Genomic DNA, 18,136 nt, shown 5'->3' with positions numbered 1-18,136 from the left:
TCGCTCCCGCATGATCCCGCCAAAGTGCTGGTGGTCTGGTGTGAGATCATGGAATTGACATGAACTGTAGCGCGGAGAAAGCAAGCCGAAAATGGGCTTCTGGCGCCTTTGGCCGCAACCAGGCGGCAATGGTTACCGCTGCGGCTGTGCTGCTCCTGCTCGGCGCGCAGGCAGGGCCGGTCCACGCCGCGAAGGGTTTCCGCCCGGCGCCGTGGGGCGACCTGTTCGGCGTTGGCTCCCCAAGGAGAGAGCCAAGGGGAGAAAGGCTGCGTGGCAGCGTACGCCGCGCGGCGGTGCCGCTGCCGAGGCCGCGTCCGGACGATGCGCCGGCGGCCGAGACAGCGACAAGGACAGGCCCCGCGGCCGCCGAACCGCAGGCGCCCCAGGCCGGCAAGCCCGCCGAGCAGGCCGCACCCGCGACGGCGCCTTCACCGCCGCCAGCGCCGCAAGCCTCGGCCTGCCGGCAGGCGCTGACGGAAGCGATCGCCATCGCCCCCAGCATTCCCGACATCCATGGCGCCGGCGGCTGCGGCGGCGAGGATCTGGTGCGGCTCGAGGCGATCGTGCTGCCGGACCAGCGGCGGGTAGCGGTGAAGCCCGCCGCGATCCTGCGTTGCGCCATGGCCTCGGAGCTGGCCGATTGGATCCGCACCGACATCGCGCCGCTCGCGGTCAGCCTTGGCAGCACGATTTCCGATCTCGACAATTTCGACTCGTTCGAATGCCGCGGCCGTAACCGGATCGTCGGCGCCAGACTCTCCGAGCATGGTCGCGCCAATGCGCTCGATGTTCGCGCACTCAAACTCGCCAATGGCCGCTCGATCTCGCTCACCGACCGCACGGTGCCGCGGGCCGTGCGCGAGACCGTGCTGCATTCGGTCTGCGCGCGGTTCTCGACCGTGCTCGGCCCGAGCTCGGACTGGTATCATGAAGATCACATCCATCTCGACCTGATGGAACGGCGCAACAACTACCGGATCTGTCAGTGGGACGTGCTGGACCCGCTGCCGCAGATAGCACCGCTGTTGCCGGCGATACGCCCCGACGACGCGCCGCCGCGCGAGGTTGCCGCCAAGTCTGACGGAGCCAAGCCTGATAATGCCAAGCCCGAAGCCGCCGCACCGGCGGAAGCCGCGAAACAGGATAAGGCCGAACCGGAGCCCGCCAAGCCGGCAACAAAAAAGCCGGCAACAAAAAAGCGCCGGTAAAACCGGCGCTTTTGATCTCGCTCGAAAGCTGCGACGCGATTACTGGACGTTGTTGCCGCCGCCCTGCAGCGCCATCTGCGAATTGAACGGCGAGTCGCCGTGCTTCGGCTCCAGCACCACCACGACCGTATTGAGGCCGACGCGGTCATAGAGATCGATGACGTCCTCGTTGGTCAGGCGGATGCAGCCCGACGAAATCGATGCGCCGATATATTCCGGCTGGTTGGTGCCGTGAATACGGAACAGCGTGTCCTTGCCGCCGGAGTAGAGATAGAGCGCGCGCGAGCCCATCGGATTGTCCGGGCCCGGCGCCACGAACTTCGGCACGCCGAGACGCGAAATCTCACCCGGGGTCGGATGCCACGGCGGCCACTCGGTCTTGCTGCCGACCTTGGCGATGCCCGACCAAGCCATGGCTTCTTCGCCGACGGTGATGCCGTAGCGGATCGCCTTGCCGTTGGCCTGAACCAGATAGAGATAGTGGTTGTCGGAATCGACCACGATCGAGCCGGGCGCTTCCTTGCGGTGATAGTCGACGATCGCGCGGCGGAAAGCCTCCGGAACCGGGGTCTTCACGTAGGAAACCTTGGCCAGCAGTTCCTTGTCGCGCGGCTTGAAATTCTGGGTGTTGGTCGCTTCGTAAGTGGCGCCCTGGATGCAGCCTGACAACATCAGGCTGGCAGCAAGGATACCCAATGTAGCTTTCAGCGACGACATGTTTACTTCCAATCGAAAGCTCTGCGTTCGCGGCGGCAAATCTGCGCCTCAAACGCGACGATTCCATTAATCTCATTATCGACAAAAACCGGCAATTACTCCAGTGCTTGCGTGGCCGTTCGGCACTGCGGGACGCTGCCTGTGGCTTTTATGCCGCAAGTTTTGCGGTTTGGGGTCGATTCTTGGGCAGGGGTGGCGCCGCCGCCGAATCAAGGTCACGCTGCCGCCACCCCACCGCCACAAATCGGGACTGGCGATTAATACCCCAGTCATGAAGCGCTTGTCAGAATCGCGTTTAGTGCCGTTGGGTACGGTTTGTGCCCTGTTCCGGAGTTGCCCATGTTCTCGGTGTACGTCCCCTCGGAAACCGCCCTCAGGAAGGCCCAGGTCACGGACCCGGCGGCCCTGCCGGAAGCCGCGGTCTGGATCGACCTGGTGAAGCCGACGGCGGCGGAGGATCACGCGGTGGAGCGGTTGGCCGGCATCGCGGTGCCGACCCGGGAGGACATGCAGGAAATCGAGATTTCCAGCCGGCTCTACATCGAGAACGGCGCACGCTACATGACCGCGACGCTGATGTGCCATTCCGATACCGATATGCCGCGGACCACGGCCGTCACCTTCATCCTCACCGGCCACCGCCTGGTGACCGTGCGTTACGATGAACCGAAGCCGTTTGCGCTGGTCGAGAACAAGCTGGCGCGGTCATGCGCGTCCGGCATCACCGGCGAAATGGTGCTGATGGAGCTGCTCGACGCCGTGATCGACCGCTGCGCCGACATTCTGGAGCGCGCCGGCGCCGACGTCGACCAGGTTTCCCACGACATCTTCGAACCCGAACAGCAGCGCCACGGCCACGCCAAGCAGTATTCGCAGATCCTGCAGGCGATCGGACGCAAGGGCGATTTGACCTCGAAGGTCCGCGAGAGCCTGGTCTCGATCGGCCGCGTCGTCACCTTCCTGTCGGCGGTCATGGAAGGCGTCAAATGGTCCAAGGACATGCGCGAGCAGCTCAAGACCATGCAGCGCGACGTCGCTTCCCTGACCGACCACGCCTCCTACCTCTCCAACAAGATCACCTTCGTGCTGGACGCGATGCTCGGCGTCGTCAATCTGGAGCAGAACAACATCATCAAGCTGTTCTCGGTGATGGCGGTGGTGCTGATGCCGCCGACGCTGATCGCCTCGATCTACGGCATGAACTTCAAGGCGATGCCGGAACTCGAATGGGCGCACGGCTATCCCTACGCACTGGTCCTGATGGTCGCCGCGGCGATCGTGCCGTACTTCCTGTTCAAGTGGAAAAAGTGGCTCTAAAGCGTTTTCAAGCGAAGTGGGCACCGGTTCGCGTAAAGAAAACGCGTTAAACAAATAGCCGCGGTTCCCGGCCTTTCCCGACGTCCGAAACCTGCCTCAATTCCACTGCTAAAATTTGAGCGGTGCGCTGAACGATTGATCGAAACTTGTCTGCGATAAGACAGCCTCAGGCCGTGAGGATACAATGGTTGAGAAAACTATAACGTCACCCCGCAACGTCATCGATTTCGGGCGCTATCAACAGGGGCGCGCCGCAGGCCGAGCGCAGGCGATCTCGGCACGGCTTTGCCGTCATTGCGGCGCTGTTCTGGCCGACGGCGAGAACGAGGACGAGTGCTCCGCCACGTTCAGGGTCGACGACACCACCCTGCGCTGGCAGGCCGCGCAGATCTTGCGCGGTCTGATCTGATTTTTTTTCGAACGCGGTGCCCGCGCTTAAACGTGCTGGCCGCCGTTGATGTGGATTTCTGCGCCGTTCACGTAGGAACTGGTTTCCGTACACAGCACGTAGATGATCTTCGCCACTTCGTCGGGCGTGCCGAGCCGGTGTAGCGGGATATCTTCCTCGACGATCTTCTCGGTGCCCGGTGACAGGATCGAGGTGTCGATCTCGCCCGGCGCGATCGAATTGACGCGGACGCCGACCCGCCCGAAATCCGACGCCATTTCCCGTGTCAGCGAAGCCAATGCCGCCTTCGAGGTCGCATAGGCCACGCCCGCGAACGGGTGGACGCGGGAGCCCGCGATCGAGGTGACGTTGACGACCGAACCCCTGGCGGCCTTCAATTCCTCGATCAGCCCACGCGCCATCATGATCGGCGCGAAGAAATTCACCTGGAATACATGGCTCCAGGTGTCGATATCGGTGTCCATGGTGCCCATGCGTCCGCCGCCCGGGGCTTTCGGCGAAATCGCGGCGTTGTTGACCAACGCGTGCAGCGCGCCGCCTTCGAGGCGTTCGCGTATTTCCGAGATCGCCCGCGTGGTGTCGGCGTGGTTGGCAAGGTCGACCTGGACGTGATCCTCAGGGCCTGCGTCCCACGGGCAGTTTTCCGGGAACGGATGCCGCGAGCAGGTGATGACGCGCCAGCCCGCGGAGGAAAAGCGGATCACGGTGGCATGGCCGATGCCGCGGCTGGCCCCGGTCAGGAGCATCGTGCGTCGGGGGCCGTGGTTGGATGCGGGGGGCATAAACAGTCTCTCGTTCTTCGTCATGCCCGGCCTTGTGCCGGGCATCCACGTCTTCAAACTGGTTGAGAGCGCAAAAACGTGGATGGCCGGGACAAGCCCGGCCATGACGGCTCAAGCGCTACGGATACAGTCGCACTTTTTCCCATGGCTGTACCGCGCTGTCGCGGCGAAACTCGATGCGGTCGTGCAGGCGGAACGGACGGTCGTGCCAGAATTCGAAACGCGAAGGCGTGATGCGCCAGCCGCTCCAGCCCGGCGGGCGCGGCACCTCGCCGATCAGGTGTTTGGCGGCGACCAGCGCGATCGCCTGCTCGAACGCGAAGCGGCTTTCCAGCGGCTGCGACTGCTTGCTGGCCCAGGCGCCGATCTGCGCCTGCTTCGGCCGTGTCGCGAAATAGGCGTCGGCTTCTTCCGCCGTCACCGGCGTCACATTGCCGCGGATGCGGACCTGACGGCGCAGCGACTTCCAGTGAAAAAGTAAAGCGGCCTTAGGATTTGCGGCGAGTTCGCGGCCTTTCTGGCTGGCGATGTGGCTGTAGAACACGAAACCATCCGCGTCATAGCCTTTCATCAGCACCATCCGCACGTCGGGCAGGCCGTCGGCGTCGACGGTGGCCAGCGACATCGCGTTGGGATCGTTCGGCTCGGACTTCACCGCTTCAGCAAACCACTCCCCGAACAGCGTGAACGGTTCCTCGGCGGCGGTAAAATCACCCGATGTTAACGGTGTCGGGTGTTTGATGGAGGTTGTGTCCGTCATGTCAGGAGTTCCAGTTGCGTCCGTTCGCGTCCCAGAGCGCGCCATCGCCCCGGTATAGGTTCGCCCTATATAGGACATGGGGACGCGTTGGCCTATCGGCGATCAGGCCAGCGGGCGCGGTGGTGACGCTGATTTTGGTCGGCCTCGGCTCGAGCGGCTGCAGCCTGAACCGTTCGGACCAGGCGCTGGCCAAGATCGATGACAGCGAGGTCACGGGGTCGATCGCACCGGCCACGCCGCCGGTCCCGACCGAGAGCGATCTGGCGTTTGCCCGCAACGCCGCCTCCGACGTCCTGACCAAGGGCGACAAGGATTCCAGCCAGCCTTGGGAAAATCCGGAAACCGGGGCGCGGGGGTCGGTGACGCCGCTGGCCCAGTCCTATGCCTCGGAGGATGGCCGGACCTGCCGTGATTTCCTGGCGAGCTACGTCAACGGCCGCGCCGAAAGCTGGCTGCAGGGCGCAGCCTGCAAGGCCAGTCATGGCCGGTGGGAGATTCATACGCTAAAGCCCTGGAAGCGAGGATAACATAGCGTTTTCGAGCGAAGTGGGCTCCGGTTCGCGTCAAGAAAACGCGTCAAAACATAAATTTATAGCCATGGTCCAGACCATGGCTATAAAGCCGTTGCAAAAATGCAACTGGCTCCCCAGATGAAGCCAAAGCGGGCGATTTGTCCTAAGCTTTGAGAAACCGAATTCCCTTGAAGGAGACGTGACGGATGCGCGACCCCTATGAGGTCTTGGGGGTGCCGCGGGGCGCCAGCGCTGCGGCGATCAAGAGTGCCTACCGCAAGCTCGCCAAGAAGCATCACCCGGACAGCAACAAGAACGATCCGAAGGCCGCGGACCGTTTTTCCGAGTTGAATACGGCCAACGAGATCATCGGCGACGAGGACAAGCGCAAGCAGTTCGATCGCGGCGAAATCGACGCCGAGGGCAAGCCGCGCTTTCAGGGCTTTCCCGGCGGCGACCCGCGCGGCCGCGCCGGCGGCCCCGGCGGCTTCCAGTCGCACACCTTCCGGACCGGGGGCGGCGCTGGCCCCGGCGCCATGGGCGGCGCTGGCTTCGAGGATATCCTCAACAGCATGTTCGGCGGCGCGGCGGCCCGGGGCGAGCGCGGCGGTGGCGGCAGGACTTTTGAATTCGATACCGGCGGGATCGGTGTCGATCTCGATCTCAACGTCGCCATGGCGGTGTCGCTGGAAGAGTCCGTCAACGGCGGGGAGAAGCGCGTCCGCCTTCCGACCGGCAAGGAGCTCAATGTCAGGATTCCCGCAGGCGTCACCCCGGGTCAGCAGATCCGGCTGAAGGGCCAGGGCGAGACTGCGCCCGGCCATCCGCCCGGCGATCTCCTGATCACGATCAGCATCGCGCCGCATGCGTTCTTCAAGGTCGACGGCAACGATTTGCGGGTCGATCTGCCGATCACGCTCTATGAAGCCGTGCTTGGCGGCAAGGTCCGCGTGCCGACGCTCGGCAGCGCGGTCGAACTGTCGATCCCGAAAAACACCTCCAGCGGCCGCACGTTCCGCCTCAAGGGCAAGGGCCTGCCCAGAGCGGGGGCTGTCGGGGATCTGTTCGTCACCACCAAGATCATCCTGCCGGACGGGAACGATAGCGAGCTTGAGGCATTGATGCAGAAGTGGCGCGACGGCCATCCCTACAATCCGCGCAGCGATTTCGGCTGATCGGAGACTGATTCGCGCCAAAAACACGCCAGCAAGGAGCGGAGTTTGCCGCCAAGTCCCTTCTCGAATTAGCGCCCGAAAAGTAAGGTCATCTCCTGGAAAACAAGCTGTTTTCGGGAAATGAGGGGCGGCCTCGAAAGGGGGACCAGCGCGGTACCAAACCCCGATCGAGGCCGCTTGCGCCGATCGGCGGATCGAGCGCTACTCATTTTTTCGTGAGTACCCAGTGCGATAATGAGACGCACCCATGACTTGATTCCAGATTTTCGGTGTCCGAATTGGGACAACCGGCCTGACCATAGGGTTTTCGAGCGAAGTGGGCGTCGGTTCGCGTGAAAAAAAGCGTCAAAAACAAAACGCTACAGCCCGGTTCCGATCAATCAGAACCGATAAGGCTGTGCTCTAACCGCCGCTTTTTTCCATCTGGTCGTAGACGGCTTGGGCGATTTGCGTCAGGCGTCCGCGGTCGACGCCGCCGCTCACCACATAACCGACGCCGCGATCGGCCCAGAACAGCGCGCTCTCGCTGCCTTGCGCCGCATATCGCATCTGCGTCGCCTCGGCTTCCGATTTCGCGGTGTAGATCGTGAAGCGTTCGCCCGACGCGCTCTCATACATCAGGAACGACGCTGGTCCCGTCGGGCCGGGCAATAGCCGGCCGCCGACCAGCTTCAGTCCTGACGCCGCAAGCTCGGGTGCGCGCACGTCCCAGCCGCAGCGCTTGGTCAGCCATTGCTGCAGATGGGCGCGTTCGCTGCCGGGCACTTCGACGGGATGACGGACTTCCACCACATAGAGCCGGTGCGCATCGAGCGCATCCACGGTGAAATTCTGGAACGTCGAGGACGCTGCGGTGGCGCCGCGCGCCACCCAGCCGGTGCCGCCGCCGACGATGAACGCCGCCAGCGCTGCTGCCACGGCGCCGTACATCCATCGGCGCGGCTGTTGCACCAGCCGCTCGATCTCGAGCCGCTTCGGCACCGCCTCGTCGGCGACCGCGTCGTAACGCGCGTGCAGCGCCTCCGCCATCGCGCGCCACGACTGCACCCGCGCGGCATCGTCGGGATGCGCCGCGAGCCACGCCTCGACGTCGCCGCGGCGTTCCGCCGGCAGCTCGTTGTCGACGTAAGCGTGCAGCTCGTCTTCGGTGACGGGAATGTTGGGCTCGGTCATTGTCGTCGTCTCTGTCTATTCCAGGGCCGGTCTGTTCAGTTCTGTCTAGTCTTGAGGCCGTCTATTCCAGGTCGAGATTTGTTTCGAACTCTGTCCACGCATAACGCCTGCCATCACTTCACCCGCCGCAGCGCCGTGCGCTCGCCTTCGAGCGAAGCCTTCACATGCGCGCGCGCCCGCGCCAGCCGCGACATCACGGTGCCGATCGGAACGCCCTGGATGTCGGCGACCTCGCGGTAGCTCAACCCTTCCAGCATCACCAGCAGCAATACCGAGCGCTGCTCTTCCACCAGCGTGGCCAGCGCGCGGGCGATGTCGCGCCCCTCCGCCTCGGTGCCGCTGGCATCCGGATTGTTGTCGAGCAGCGGCATGAATTGCGGCCGCCGCGCCAGCGATCGCCGCCGGTTCTTGTTGAGGTTGGTCAGGATCGTATAGAGCCAGCTCCTGACGTCGCCGCCGAGAAACAGCCGTTCCGAACGCAACGCGCGCACCAGCGTATCCTGCACCAGATCGTCGGCGATGTCGGCATCGCGCGCGAGCGCGCGTGCATAGCGGCGGAGCGCCGGTATCATGGCTTCGACACTTTGGCGAAACGCGGTCATTGCTTCCAGATCGTTAGACGTCACCAGGTCTTGGTCCGGCGCGAACGCCTTACCCAACATAACACCCAATGGCGGCATCTATTCCGGCGATCGCAACCAGCGCAAAACAGCGTTAATCCGGAGCGGATTTGGGCTGTACCCCGCCAGAGTGCTGGTGTACCTCCAGACCTGTCGGAATTCCGGCTACACGTTGTCGGCATCAAGCGTATGGAAGCGTCGAACACTTCGCTGATCAAGGAATAGCTGCACGTCCGATGCCCGCGCCCGTGATCTACTACATTCGCCATGGCGAGACGTCGTGGAATGCGGAAGGCAGGCTGCAGGGCGTGCAGGACATTCCGCTGAACGATCTCGGCCGCAGGCAGGCGGCCGCGGCCGGCAACATCCTGCTCGATCTGTTCGCACGCGACGGACGTGACCAATCATCGCTGGCCTTTGTCGCCAGTCCGCTGATCCGCGCCCGCGCCACCATGGAGCTGGTGCGCAGCGAACTGAAACTGCCGCCGGCCGGTTACGCGCTCGACGACCGGCTGCGTGAAATCGGCTACGGCCAGTGGGAGGGCTCGACCCTGCCCGAGATGCAGGTTGCGGACCCCGACCTGTATGCGAAGCGCCAGACCGAGAAATGGACGGTGTCGCCGCCCGGCGGCGAGAGCTATGTCGATGTCCAGGACCGGATGCAGGATTGGTATGCCTCGCTGCGGGGCGATACGGTCGCGGTGGCGCATGGCGGCACCGCGCGGGCGCTGATGGTGGTGCTCGGCATCGAAACGCCGCTCAGCGCCGCCGACCTGACCATCGAGCAGGGCGCCGTCTACGTGTTCCGCGACGGCGGATTGCAGAAATATAGTTAAAGGCGGCGAGGCGCGCCCCATCCGCCGTCAAGCCCGGCCATGACGACTGAGAGGACATTTGACCCCCTAGAATCTAGGGGTTACGACACATACCGATTTCTCGGTAATTCATGCGGTCTCCAAAATGTCCTTCAACACCTTCGGCCATCTGTTCCGGGTCACAACCTTCGGCGAAAGCCACGGGATCGCGATCGGCTGCGTGGTCGACGGCTGCCCGCCGCTGATCCCGCTGACCAACGAGGACATCCAGCTCGATCTCGATCGCCGCCGTCCCGGCCAGTCGCGCTTCACCACCCAGCGCCAGGAGGCGGATCAGGTGAAGATCCTGTCCGGCGTGATGGCCCATCCCGAGACCGGCGTGCAGGTGACGACGGGAACGCCGATCGCGCTTCTGATCGAGAACACCGATCAGCGCTCCAAGGACTATTCCGAGATCAAGGACAAGTTTCGTCCCGGCCATGCCGACTTCACCTATGAGGCCAAATACGGCCTGCGCGATTATCGCGGCGGCGGCCGTTCGTCGGCGCGCGAGACCGCGACCCGGGTCGCGGCCGGCGCCATCGCGCGAAAGGTCCTGCCCGAGGTCAAGGTGCGCGGCGCGCTGGTGCAGATGGGCCCGCACAGGATCGATCGCGAGAAGTGGGACTGGGACGAGATCGCGCGCAACCCGTTCTTCTGCCCCGACAAGGACAAGGCCGCGTTCTTCGAGCAGTATCTCGACGGCATCCGCAAGAGCGGCTCCTCGATCGGCGCGGTCGTCGAAGTGGTCGCCGAAGGCGTGCCGCCCGGATGGGGCGCGCCGATCTACGCCAAGCTCGACGGCGAACTGGCGGCGGCGATGATGAGCATCAATGCGGTCAAGGGCGTCGAGATCGGCGCTGGTTTCGGCGCTGCCGAATTGTCGGGCGAGGAAAACGCCGACGAGATGCGCACCGGCAATAACGGTACGCGGTTTCTGTCCAACCACTCAGGCGGCGTGCTCGGCGGCATCTCGACCGGCCAGCCGGTGGTGGTGCGCTTCGCAGTGAAGCCGACCTCGTCGATCCTGTCGCCGCGCCAGACCGTAGATCGCACCGGCCACGACACCGACATCATGACCAAGGGCCGCCACGATCCCTGCGTCGGCATCCGCGCGGTGCCGGTCGGCGAGGCGATGATGGCCTGCGTGCTGGCGGACCATTTCCTGCGGCATCGTGGCCAGGTCGGCGGATAGAACGCGTCAGCCCATCCAGCCTTCGTTCATTGCATGGCGTCTGCGATCTTTTCCGCCGCCATCAGGACCGGGAAGTTGGTGTTGGCGCATGGCACCACCGGAAAGATCGAGGCGTCGACGACCCGCAAGCCCTGGACGCCTTTGACGCGGCCCTGGGTATCGACCACCGCCATCGGATCGTCGGCCCGGCCCATCCGGCATGAGCACGAGGCATGCCACACGCCGATGGTCGCCTTGCGCACAAAGGCTTCCAGCGCCTCGTCGTCGTTCATCACGTCGTCGAACGTAAAGCCTTCGACCACGAAATTGTCGATCATGTAGTGGCGCAGCGCCGCCGGCCCGTCCATCAAGGCCGCGGCGATTGTGGTGAGTATCCGGTTCTTGGTGTTGACCACGCCGATCTTGCGCACGCGGTCGGTATAGGAGGCCGGGAACGGCTTGTCTGTCACCGCCCTGACCACATCGCTCATTTGCATAGCGGCCATTTTGCGGAAGCCGCTCATCAGGCGATCGAGATCGCGCCGGTCGGACAACAGGTTGAACTCGACGACAGGTTCCGCTGCGGGATCGCGCGAGCCGAGTTTGATCTGTCCGGTCTCGGAATAGGTCTTGTTGACGAACGTCAGCAGCGAGCCGATTTGCGCGCCGACCGCATGCCAGGCAGATTTGCTGAGCACGACGACGAACATGTCGCCCTTCGGCACGCCCTGCAATCCAGACGAATAACGCAGCCCAAGCTGCATGTGGCGCCTGGTATGCTCGTTCATGCGCGCGCCGCGGCGGACAAAGGACGACAGCGAAATCGAGGGATGATCCATCAGGCGCTGGCCGACGCCGGCCAGTCCCATCAGGACCGGAATGCCCATGTCCCTGAGATGACCGACCGGGCCGATGCCGGCGCGCAGCAGATGCGCCGGCGAATGGATGGCGCCTGCGGAGAGAATGATCTCGCGGCCGCGGAATTCCTGCTCCCGCCCGTCGACCACAGCCTTCACGCCGACGCACTGCGTGCCTTCGAATAAAAGTTCTCTGACCTGCGTGTTGGTTGAGATCGTGAGGTTGGCGCGCTTGCGCGTTTCGCGATCGAGATAGCCCATCGCGGCCGAGACACGTTGCTCGGCCTGATTGGAGTGCGTCACCGGGAAATAGCCATCGACGAACTCGCCGTTCTGGTCCGCTACGAATGGATGGCCGGCTTGCTGGAAAGCCTCGGCGAACGCCTGCGAATGCCGTGTCCAGTGCTCCCGCGGGATCCGGCGGACCGGGATCCGGCCATCCTTGCCGTGGAACGGTCCGTCGAAATCGAGGTCGCGCTCGACCTTCTTGAAAAAGGGCAGCACCTCGTTCCAGTTCCAGCCGGTGGCGCCCCGCGCTTCCCATTCATCGTAGTCGGTCGGTGCGCCGCGGTTGGCCATCTGGCCGTTGATCGACGAGCCGCCGCCCAGCACGCGCGCCTGTTCGTATTTGCGTAAGGGAGGACGCCCTTCGTTCGGATTGTTATGGCTGACGACCTGGGTTGTGACCTTGAGTTCGGTCCAGTGGAAGCGCGGATCGAAATAGGCCGTGCCCGGATAGCTATCCCGAATCTCGGCCGGCTCGTTGCCGGGCGGGGTGTCCTGTCCGGCTTCGCAGAGCAGGACCTTGTTGGCACTCTTTGCGGAGAGTCTGTGGGCCATGACCGAGCCCGCCGACCCGCCGCCAACGATGATGAAGTCGTACAATGGATGTTTCCCCTTATATTTTGCCGGGAGGCTAGCGCAGCTTGGGCGCCGGGTCACGCTGGCAGATGATGCTGAAACGCGGCGGTTGTCCGCCTTGACGCGATGAACTTGTGTCCACATGCTGACGGCATGGACACATCGGATATCCAGAAGCTGACCGACTGGCTGATCGACGGCGCGCGGTCGGCGGCCAGCTCGACCCACATGTTCGGCGAAACCTGCGAACGGATCGTGGCGGCAGGCCTGCCGCTGTGGCGGGTCGGCCTTTTCATCCGGACGTTGCATCCTGAAATCTACGGCCGCAATTTCATCTGGAAGCCGGGCGCCGAGGTGGAAATGGGCACGGTCGATTTCCAGATCCTGAACTCGCCGGATTTCCAGAACAGCCCCCTGATAGCGGTGTTTCAGCAGGGGATCGAGGTTCGCGCCCGCGTCGACGATCCCGCCAGCAGCCGCTTTCCGATCGTCGCCGAGCTGCGCGCCGAAGGCGTCACGGATTATATCGCGTTGCCGCTGCTGTTCATCGACGGCTCGATACACGCAAGCAGCTGGACCACCAAGCAGCCCGGCGGCTTCACCGACGCGCAGCTAGCCGCCCTGCGGCGGATCGTGACGCCGCTGACGCGGATCAGCGAGATCGTCACGCTGACCCGTACCGCCTCCAGCCTGCTCGACACCTATGTCGGCAATCGCGCCGGCGAGCGGATTCTCGGCGGCCAGATTCGCCGCGGCCACACCGAGACCATGAATGCCGCGATCTGGCTCTCCGATCTGCGCGGTTTTACCTCGCTGTCCGATCGGCTGCCCGCCGAGACCGTGGTCGATATTCTCAACCTGTATTTCGACTGCCAGGTGGCCGCGATCCGCAAGCATGGCGGTGAAGTCCTCAAATACATGGGCGACGGGCTGCTCGCGGTTTTCCCGATCGACGAATATGTCGGCGATGACCAGAAGGTCTGTTCGCACGTGCTGGAAGCCGCCCACGAATCCCGTGTCAGCGTCGCGGAAATGCAATATTCGATCGGCGATGTGGTCGAGCGCTTTCGCTTCGGGCTGGCGCTGCATGTCGGGCCGATATTATTCGGCAATATCGGCGGCGGCAGCCGGCTCGATTTCACCTGCATCGGGCCTGCCGTCAATCTCGCGGCGCGGCTGGAAAAGATCGCAAGCCGTCTGCACCGCACGGTGGTGGCGTCGGAAGGCTTCGCCTCGATCTGCCGGGGCGGGTGGAGCGACCTCGGCGAGTTTCCGATCGCGGGTTTCTCGAAGGCCGAGCGCGTCTATGGCCTGATCGAAGAGACGTCGGCGGATTGAGAGCCTACGCCTTCGGGCAGGCCCGGTAGCCGAATTTCCGGATCATGTCGCCGCCGGATATCGAATGAAACTCCAGCGTGTCCAGGTAGTGGTGCGAGGTCACGTAGTTGCGAAGGCTGGCATTATAGGCCGCCAGCATATGTTCGGTCCGCGCCGGCGAAGGGTTTCCTCTGTCGTCGTGCGCGGAATGAAACAGCAGCGTCGCCGACGGTTCGATACAGACATTGCGGATCGCGAGGAACAGCGTGCAGGACGATTGGCAATGGCCCTTGATCCGGAACAACTCGCCTGACTGATTATGCTGGCTGACCACCGGATCGAACCGCGCGTACCTGCCGCCCATCTCGAAGCCTGAGTTGTTGCCCGCGATCGCCGATGTCGTGAACAGCAGCAGGATCCCGGTGACGAGGTTTCGCATCATGCTTCATTCCTCCGGTTCGGTCGTGAACAGCAATGGATAGCCCTTGGCGCGTCCGGCGTCGGTGGCGCGCGTCGCCTTGGTCTCGGCGACGTCCTTGGTGAAGACTGCGACCACGCAGACGCCGCGCTGGTGCGCGGTGATCATCACCTTGTGGGCCTGGTCCTCGGTCATGCGGAATTCGGCCTTCAGCACCGTGACGACGAATTCGCGCGGCGTGAAGTCGTCGTTGACGAGGATGACCTTGTGCAGGCGTGGCCGCTCGGTTTTGGTCTTGGTCTTCGTCTTTGGCTTGGCGACGGTATCGATCATTCCAGCGCTATGTCCCGAAGCAGACGTTAGAGCGTTTTCCAGCGAAGTGGAAACCGGTTCGCGTCAAGAAAACGCGTCAAATCAAAAATCCAGAGCCCCGTTTCGATTCCATCGGAACGGAAATGGCTCTAGCCGGCGTCGCTGCGATCAGCCGGCGGTCTCGATCAGTTTACAGGCTCCGGGCCGATCGTGAAACTGGGTGATTGCCGAGAGTTTGTGCGCGATCAGGGCTTGCATCGCGCCGGGCTCGTCCAGTTCCGCGGCAAAACCAGGCCATACCGATAAGGCTCGATAGCGCTTCAAACGAAGTGGATGCCGGTTCGAGTAAGGCGCTATGGCAGCGCCGGCACGGTCCGCAGATAGGCGACGATATCGGCCAGATCGGAGTTTTTGAGGCTGGCATAGTAATCATAGGCCATCGGCGGCTTCAGTGGCCGGCCGTCGCGCGCCACGCCGTGGGTGACGGCGCGGATGATTTCCGCATCGGTCCAGCCGCCGATGCCGGCGGTTGGATGCGCCGTGATGTTGGGAACGATGGTTGGCGGCGTTCCCTCCGGCGACCCGTCGCGCGGCGGGAACAGGCGACCGCCGCCGCCGAGGCCGCCTCTGAAATCGGATACGCCGCGCGACCAGGCCGAGTGACATTCCATGCAATGGCCGATGGTGACGAGATAGGCGCCGCGCTTCACCGGACCGGCCAGGTCAGCCTTGCTGAATCCGGCATCGGCGTCGGGATAGGCATCGCGGCGCACCGGGGCCTTGTAGGCGGGATCGGGGACCTGGTTCCTGATCGCCTTGACGCTGCGCAAGTAAGCGACGACGGCGTCAAGATCCTCGGGCAGCAGCGCCTTGTAGAAATTCGCCGGCATGATCGCCGCCAGCGGCACGCCGGCGAGGTGGCCGTGATCGGGCCGCAATCCCTCGACCAGCGCGCGCTTGATCTCGGCGTCGGTCCAGCTTCCGATGCCGGTCTCGAAGTCCTGGGTGATGTTCGGCGCGGTGGCGACGAAGGGCGGGGTGTTGAAGGTGAGGCCGCCGGAGAAGGCCTTGTCGGGGATCAGTCTGCCGTCGGCGTCGCGCGGCGAGTGGCAGTTGCCGCAGGCCATAATGGTATTGACGAGGTAGGCCCCGCGCTCGACCGACGTTTCCGCGACGGCGCAATTCGAGGCCGCCAGCAACAGGGCGCCGGCCACGATACCGATTCGAAGCATGATGTTCCCTCCAGTCCGCACGCGATCTATCGCAGGCGAATCGAGGCTCTGCAATATTTGGCGAAATCCGGGCAGGGTAGGCGATTCGGCACGCACCTGAATGTGAAGGATGGATGATATCAGTGCTTTGCGCAGGCCAGTTTGCGTGTCACGATTGCTGCCAGTCGACGGGAGGGCAGCGATGCGCTGGTATGTCTCGATCGGGGCCGTGCTTGTGGCAGGCGTTCTCGCCGGCGGCGACGTCGCGGGTGTTGCCGCGCCGAGCCCACAAAACCAGTTCAGCAGCCAACTCAGCAGTTTTGCACCCGGCCGCCAATCCGCCGACAAGGAAGCCACGCCGTCGGTCGACGTCGAATTGATTCTCGCCGTCGACGTCTCCTATTCGATGGACATGGACGAACTCGCGATCCAGCGCGAGGGCTACGCGCAGGCGATCGTCTCCAGGGAATTCCTGCAGGCGCTGAAGAGTGGCCCGAACGGCAAGATCGCGGTGACCTATTTCGAGTGGGCGGCCTCCAGCGACCAGAAGATCATCATCCCGTGGCGGGTCATCGACGGCCCCGAAACCGCCGACGCCGTCGCCAACGAGATCATGAAGACCCCGATCCGCCGCGCTTCCCGCACCTCGATCTCCGGCGCGATTAATTTCGCCATGCCGCTGTTCGACGAGAACCCGTATCGCGGCCTGCGGCGCGTGATCGATATTTCCGGCGATGGCCCGAACAACAATGGCGGCCCCGTGGTGGTTGCCCGCGATGCCGCGATCGAGAAGGGGATCGTCATCAACGGCCTGCCGATCATGGTCAAGGAGCCGTCCTACTCCACCATGGATATCGACAACCTCGATTTCTACTACGAGGACTGCGTCATCGGCGGTCCCGGCGCCTTCGTGGTGACGATCAAGGACCGCGAAAAGTTCAAGGAAGCGATCCGCACCAAACTGCTGCTCGAGGTCGCCGGCCGCACCCCGGAACGCCCGGTCGTCCCGGCCGTCGCCGCCAGCAAGGAGCCGCGCGTCAGCTGCCTGATCGGTGAGAAGATCTGGCAGGACCGATGGGGGCGGTGAGTATCCAATAGAGCGGGCAAAGGCGCTCGTCGCATGTTGCGCCTCCCAGGCCTGCGGCTCAGTGTGGATTTTCGAGGCTGAACAGCTCCGCCTGCTCGTCATAGGCGAACAGTTCCGCGTACCGTCCCCACGACACGATGGTTTTGAGCGTCTCGTCGGCCTGGTCTTCCGCCATGTAGTCTTCGAGTTCGTTGCGGAAGCGTGCGACCGGGGCCGAGTGCGACGGCCGCTCATCGAGCACGCGGCGGATGAGGCCCATCACCGGCACATAGTTGATGAGATGTTCGGCGAACAGTTTTTTTCGGGCATCTGTCTCAAGGTGAGCGAAGCGTTTTCCGGCCTCCGTCAACATCAAATCGCCCTCGCTCAACTGGGCAAAGCGCAATAGTTGAAGGGCTTCACCGAGGTGAAATATTTCGTCCGCTTCGAATTGCAGGTGGGTAGCGAGGACAGGCAAGTCGGCGTGCCCGTTATACGGTGGCCCGGCGAGGGTCTCGATCAGACCCGAGAGCACGTTGGAAGAGACATGCTTGAGGATCATGCCGACGCCGGTACCCGGGATGCCCTCGATCGCCGGCGTCTTCGCCTCCACCCGCTGGGTCATGCGGGCGTAGATACTGTCGACGAGTTGCCGAAATGTCGGGTCGAGCCGGTTGCGCGGGTGTGGCAGGTCGACCCTGATCTCGGCGGCGACCCGGCCGGGATTGGACGAGAACACCAGAATGCGGTCGCACATCAGCACGGCTTCCTCGATGTTGTGCGTCACCATCAGCACCGATTTGATCGGCAGCCGCCCTTCGATCCAGAGATCGACCAGGTCGGTTCTCAGCGTCTCCGCCGTCAGCACGTCGAGGGCGGAGAACGGCTCGTCCATCAGCAACAGATCCGGATGAACGACCAAGGCTCGTGCAAATCCGACGCGCTGGCGCATGCCGCCTGACAATTCCTTGGGAAACGCCGACTCGAAGCCGTCTAGACCGATCAGGTCGATCGCCGCGAGCGCCCGGGTGCGGCGTTCGGTGCTGTCGACCCCCAACGCTTCCAGCCCCAGTTCGACGTTTTGAAGAACCGTCAGCCACGGGAACAGTGCAAACGACTGAAACACCATGGCGACGCCGTTCGGCGGACCCTTGATCGTCTCGCCGCGGCATTTCGCATCACCTGAAGACGGCGCGATGAGGCCGGCGATGATCCGCAGCAGCGTCGACTTGCCGGACCCGGACCGGCCAAGCAGTCCGACGATTTGGCCGGACTGAATTGTCAGATCGACCTTTTCGAGGACGAGCAGGTCCTCGCCGCTGCCTTTCGGAAATGACCGGCAGACGCCGCGGATATCGAGCAGGCTGGCCTGGTTGGTATGATCGAGCATGAG

19 protein-coding genes are annotated in these 18,136 nt (G+C 63.6%); 9 read left to right on the top strand and 10 right to left on the bottom strand.

The genetic code is table 11. From position 1 onward, the window contains the following. The first annotated feature begins 59 nt into the window (after positions 1–59). Entirely contained in the window at positions 60–1,208 is a 1,149-nt protein-coding gene (locus tag BLR13_RS08585; RefSeq protein ID WP_074825497.1) for an extensin family protein, read from the top strand. Between the two features lie 39 nt (positions 1,209–1,247). Here BLR13_RS08585 and BLR13_RS08580 read toward each other — a convergent pair whose 3' ends face one another. Next, complete coding sequence (locus BLR13_RS08580; protein ID WP_074825499.1) at positions 1,248–1,925, bottom strand: L,D-transpeptidase; 678 nt, start codon at positions 1,923–1,925, stop codon at positions 1,248–1,250. Between the two features lie 339 nt (positions 1,926–2,264). On the opposite strand from BLR13_RS08580, the gene BLR13_RS08575 reads away from it, so the two are divergent. Together BLR13_RS08575 and BLR13_RS08570 are read left to right on the top strand one after the other, a co-directional pair. Continuing rightward, the gene (locus BLR13_RS08575; protein WP_074825502.1) at positions 2,265–3,242 is read left to right on the top strand and encodes a magnesium transporter CorA family protein; all 978 of its coding nucleotides are present in this window, start codon (positions 2,265–2,267) and stop codon (positions 3,240–3,242) included. A 184-nt stretch (positions 3,243–3,426) separates the two neighbouring features. Then, positions 3,427–3,651, top strand: a complete 225-nt coding sequence (locus BLR13_RS08570; RefSeq protein WP_074825504.1) for a hypothetical protein — start codon at positions 3,427–3,429, stop codon at positions 3,649–3,651. A 26-nt stretch (positions 3,652–3,677) separates the two neighbouring features. Here the strand turns inward: BLR13_RS08570 and BLR13_RS08565 are convergent, their stop codons facing one another. Both BLR13_RS08565 and pdxH read right to left on the bottom strand, forming a co-directional pair. Next, positions 3,678–4,433 (bottom strand): SDR family NAD(P)-dependent oxidoreductase, encoded by a 756-nt coding sequence (locus BLR13_RS08565; RefSeq protein WP_074831750.1) that lies wholly within the window; start codon positions 4,431–4,433, stop codon positions 3,678–3,680. A 118-nt stretch (positions 4,434–4,551) separates the two neighbouring features. Beyond that, positions 4,552–5,193 (bottom strand): pyridoxamine 5'-phosphate oxidase, encoded by a 642-nt coding sequence (pdxH, locus tag BLR13_RS08560; protein WP_074825506.1) that lies wholly within the window; start codon positions 5,191–5,193, stop codon positions 4,552–4,554. Between the two features lie 122 nt (positions 5,194–5,315). Here pdxH and BLR13_RS08555 point away from each other — a divergent pair, with 122 nt between their 5' ends. Further along, the gene (locus BLR13_RS08555) at positions 5,316–5,720 is read left to right on the top strand and encodes an RT0821/Lpp0805 family surface protein (RefSeq protein ID WP_074831752.1); all 405 of its coding nucleotides are present in this window, start codon (positions 5,316–5,318) and stop codon (positions 5,718–5,720) included. Positions 5,721–5,911: 191 nt separating this feature from the next. After that, entirely contained in the window at positions 5,912–6,880 is a 969-nt protein-coding gene (locus BLR13_RS08550) for a DnaJ C-terminal domain-containing protein (protein ID WP_074825508.1), read from the top strand. A gap of 402 nt (positions 6,881–7,282) precedes the next feature. On the opposite strand, the gene BLR13_RS08545 is transcribed toward BLR13_RS08550, so the two are convergent. Beyond that, a complete protein-coding gene (locus tag BLR13_RS08545; RefSeq protein ID WP_074825510.1) occupies positions 7,283–8,053 on the bottom strand; it encodes an anti-sigma factor family protein in 771 nt (256 codons plus the stop codon). Between the two features lie 113 nt (positions 8,054–8,166). Next, entirely contained in the window at positions 8,167–8,655 is a 489-nt protein-coding gene (locus BLR13_RS08540) for an RNA polymerase sigma factor (RefSeq protein WP_074280304.1), read from the bottom strand. Positions 8,656–8,909: 254 nt separating this feature from the next. Here BLR13_RS08540 and BLR13_RS08535 point away from each other — a divergent pair, with 254 nt between their 5' ends. Together BLR13_RS08535 and aroC are read left to right on the top strand one after the other, a co-directional pair. Further along, positions 8,910–9,509 (top strand): histidine phosphatase family protein, encoded by a 600-nt coding sequence (locus tag BLR13_RS08535; RefSeq protein ID WP_074825512.1) that lies wholly within the window; start codon positions 8,910–8,912, stop codon positions 9,507–9,509. Between the two features lie 124 nt (positions 9,510–9,633). Further along, complete coding sequence (gene aroC, locus BLR13_RS08530) at positions 9,634–10,722, top strand: chorismate synthase (RefSeq protein ID WP_074825514.1); 1,089 nt, start codon at positions 9,634–9,636, stop codon at positions 10,720–10,722. A 26-nt stretch (positions 10,723–10,748) separates the two neighbouring features. On the opposite strand, the gene BLR13_RS08525 is transcribed toward aroC, so the two are convergent. Then, entirely contained in the window at positions 10,749–12,443 is a 1,695-nt protein-coding gene (locus tag BLR13_RS08525) for a GMC family oxidoreductase (protein WP_074825516.1), read from the bottom strand. Between the two features lie 129 nt (positions 12,444–12,572). On the opposite strand from BLR13_RS08525, the gene BLR13_RS08520 reads away from it, so the two are divergent. Further along, the gene (locus BLR13_RS08520; protein ID WP_074825518.1) at positions 12,573–13,757 is read left to right on the top strand and encodes an adenylate/guanylate cyclase domain-containing protein; all 1,185 of its coding nucleotides are present in this window, start codon (positions 12,573–12,575) and stop codon (positions 13,755–13,757) included. A gap of 4 nt (positions 13,758–13,761) precedes the next feature. Here BLR13_RS08520 and BLR13_RS08515 read toward each other — a convergent pair whose 3' ends face one another. From BLR13_RS08515 to BLR13_RS08500, 3 genes are all read right to left on the bottom strand, one after another. After that, on the bottom strand, positions 13,762–14,178 hold the full coding sequence (locus tag BLR13_RS08515; RefSeq protein ID WP_079586503.1) for a hypothetical protein: 417 nt from the start codon (positions 14,176–14,178) through the stop codon (positions 13,762–13,764). Positions 14,179–14,181: 3 nt separating this feature from the next. Next, positions 14,182–14,487: an ATP-dependent Clp protease adapter ClpS gene (gene clpS / locus BLR13_RS08510; RefSeq protein ID WP_074825520.1), complete on the bottom strand. Its 306-nt coding sequence runs from the start codon at positions 14,485–14,487 to the stop codon at positions 14,182–14,184. A 332-nt stretch (positions 14,488–14,819) separates the two neighbouring features. After that, entirely contained in the window at positions 14,820–15,698 is an 879-nt protein-coding gene (locus tag BLR13_RS08500; RefSeq protein WP_074825521.1) for a c-type cytochrome, read from the bottom strand. Positions 15,699–15,879: 181 nt separating this feature from the next. Between BLR13_RS08500 and BLR13_RS08495 the strand changes: the two genes are divergently transcribed. Further along, a complete protein-coding gene (locus BLR13_RS08495) occupies positions 15,880–16,764 on the top strand; it encodes a DUF1194 domain-containing protein (protein ID WP_074825523.1) in 885 nt (294 codons plus the stop codon). Between the two features lie 58 nt (positions 16,765–16,822). Here the strand turns inward: BLR13_RS08495 and BLR13_RS08490 are convergent, their stop codons facing one another. After that, positions 16,823–18,133, bottom strand: coding sequence for an ABC transporter ATP-binding protein (locus BLR13_RS08490; RefSeq protein ID WP_074825525.1), 1,311 nt, complete (start codon positions 18,131–18,133; stop codon positions 16,823–16,825). Positions 18,134–18,136 lie beyond the last annotated feature (3 nt).

Source organism: Bradyrhizobium ottawaense (genome assembly GCF_900099825.1).
In the GTDB taxonomy this organism is placed as follows: Bacteria; Pseudomonadota; Alphaproteobacteria; order Rhizobiales; family Xanthobacteraceae; genus Bradyrhizobium; species Bradyrhizobium ottawaense_A.
The sequence above is the reverse complement of the archived record's forward strand: the minus strand, read 5'-3'. Positions and strand labels throughout refer to the sequence as shown.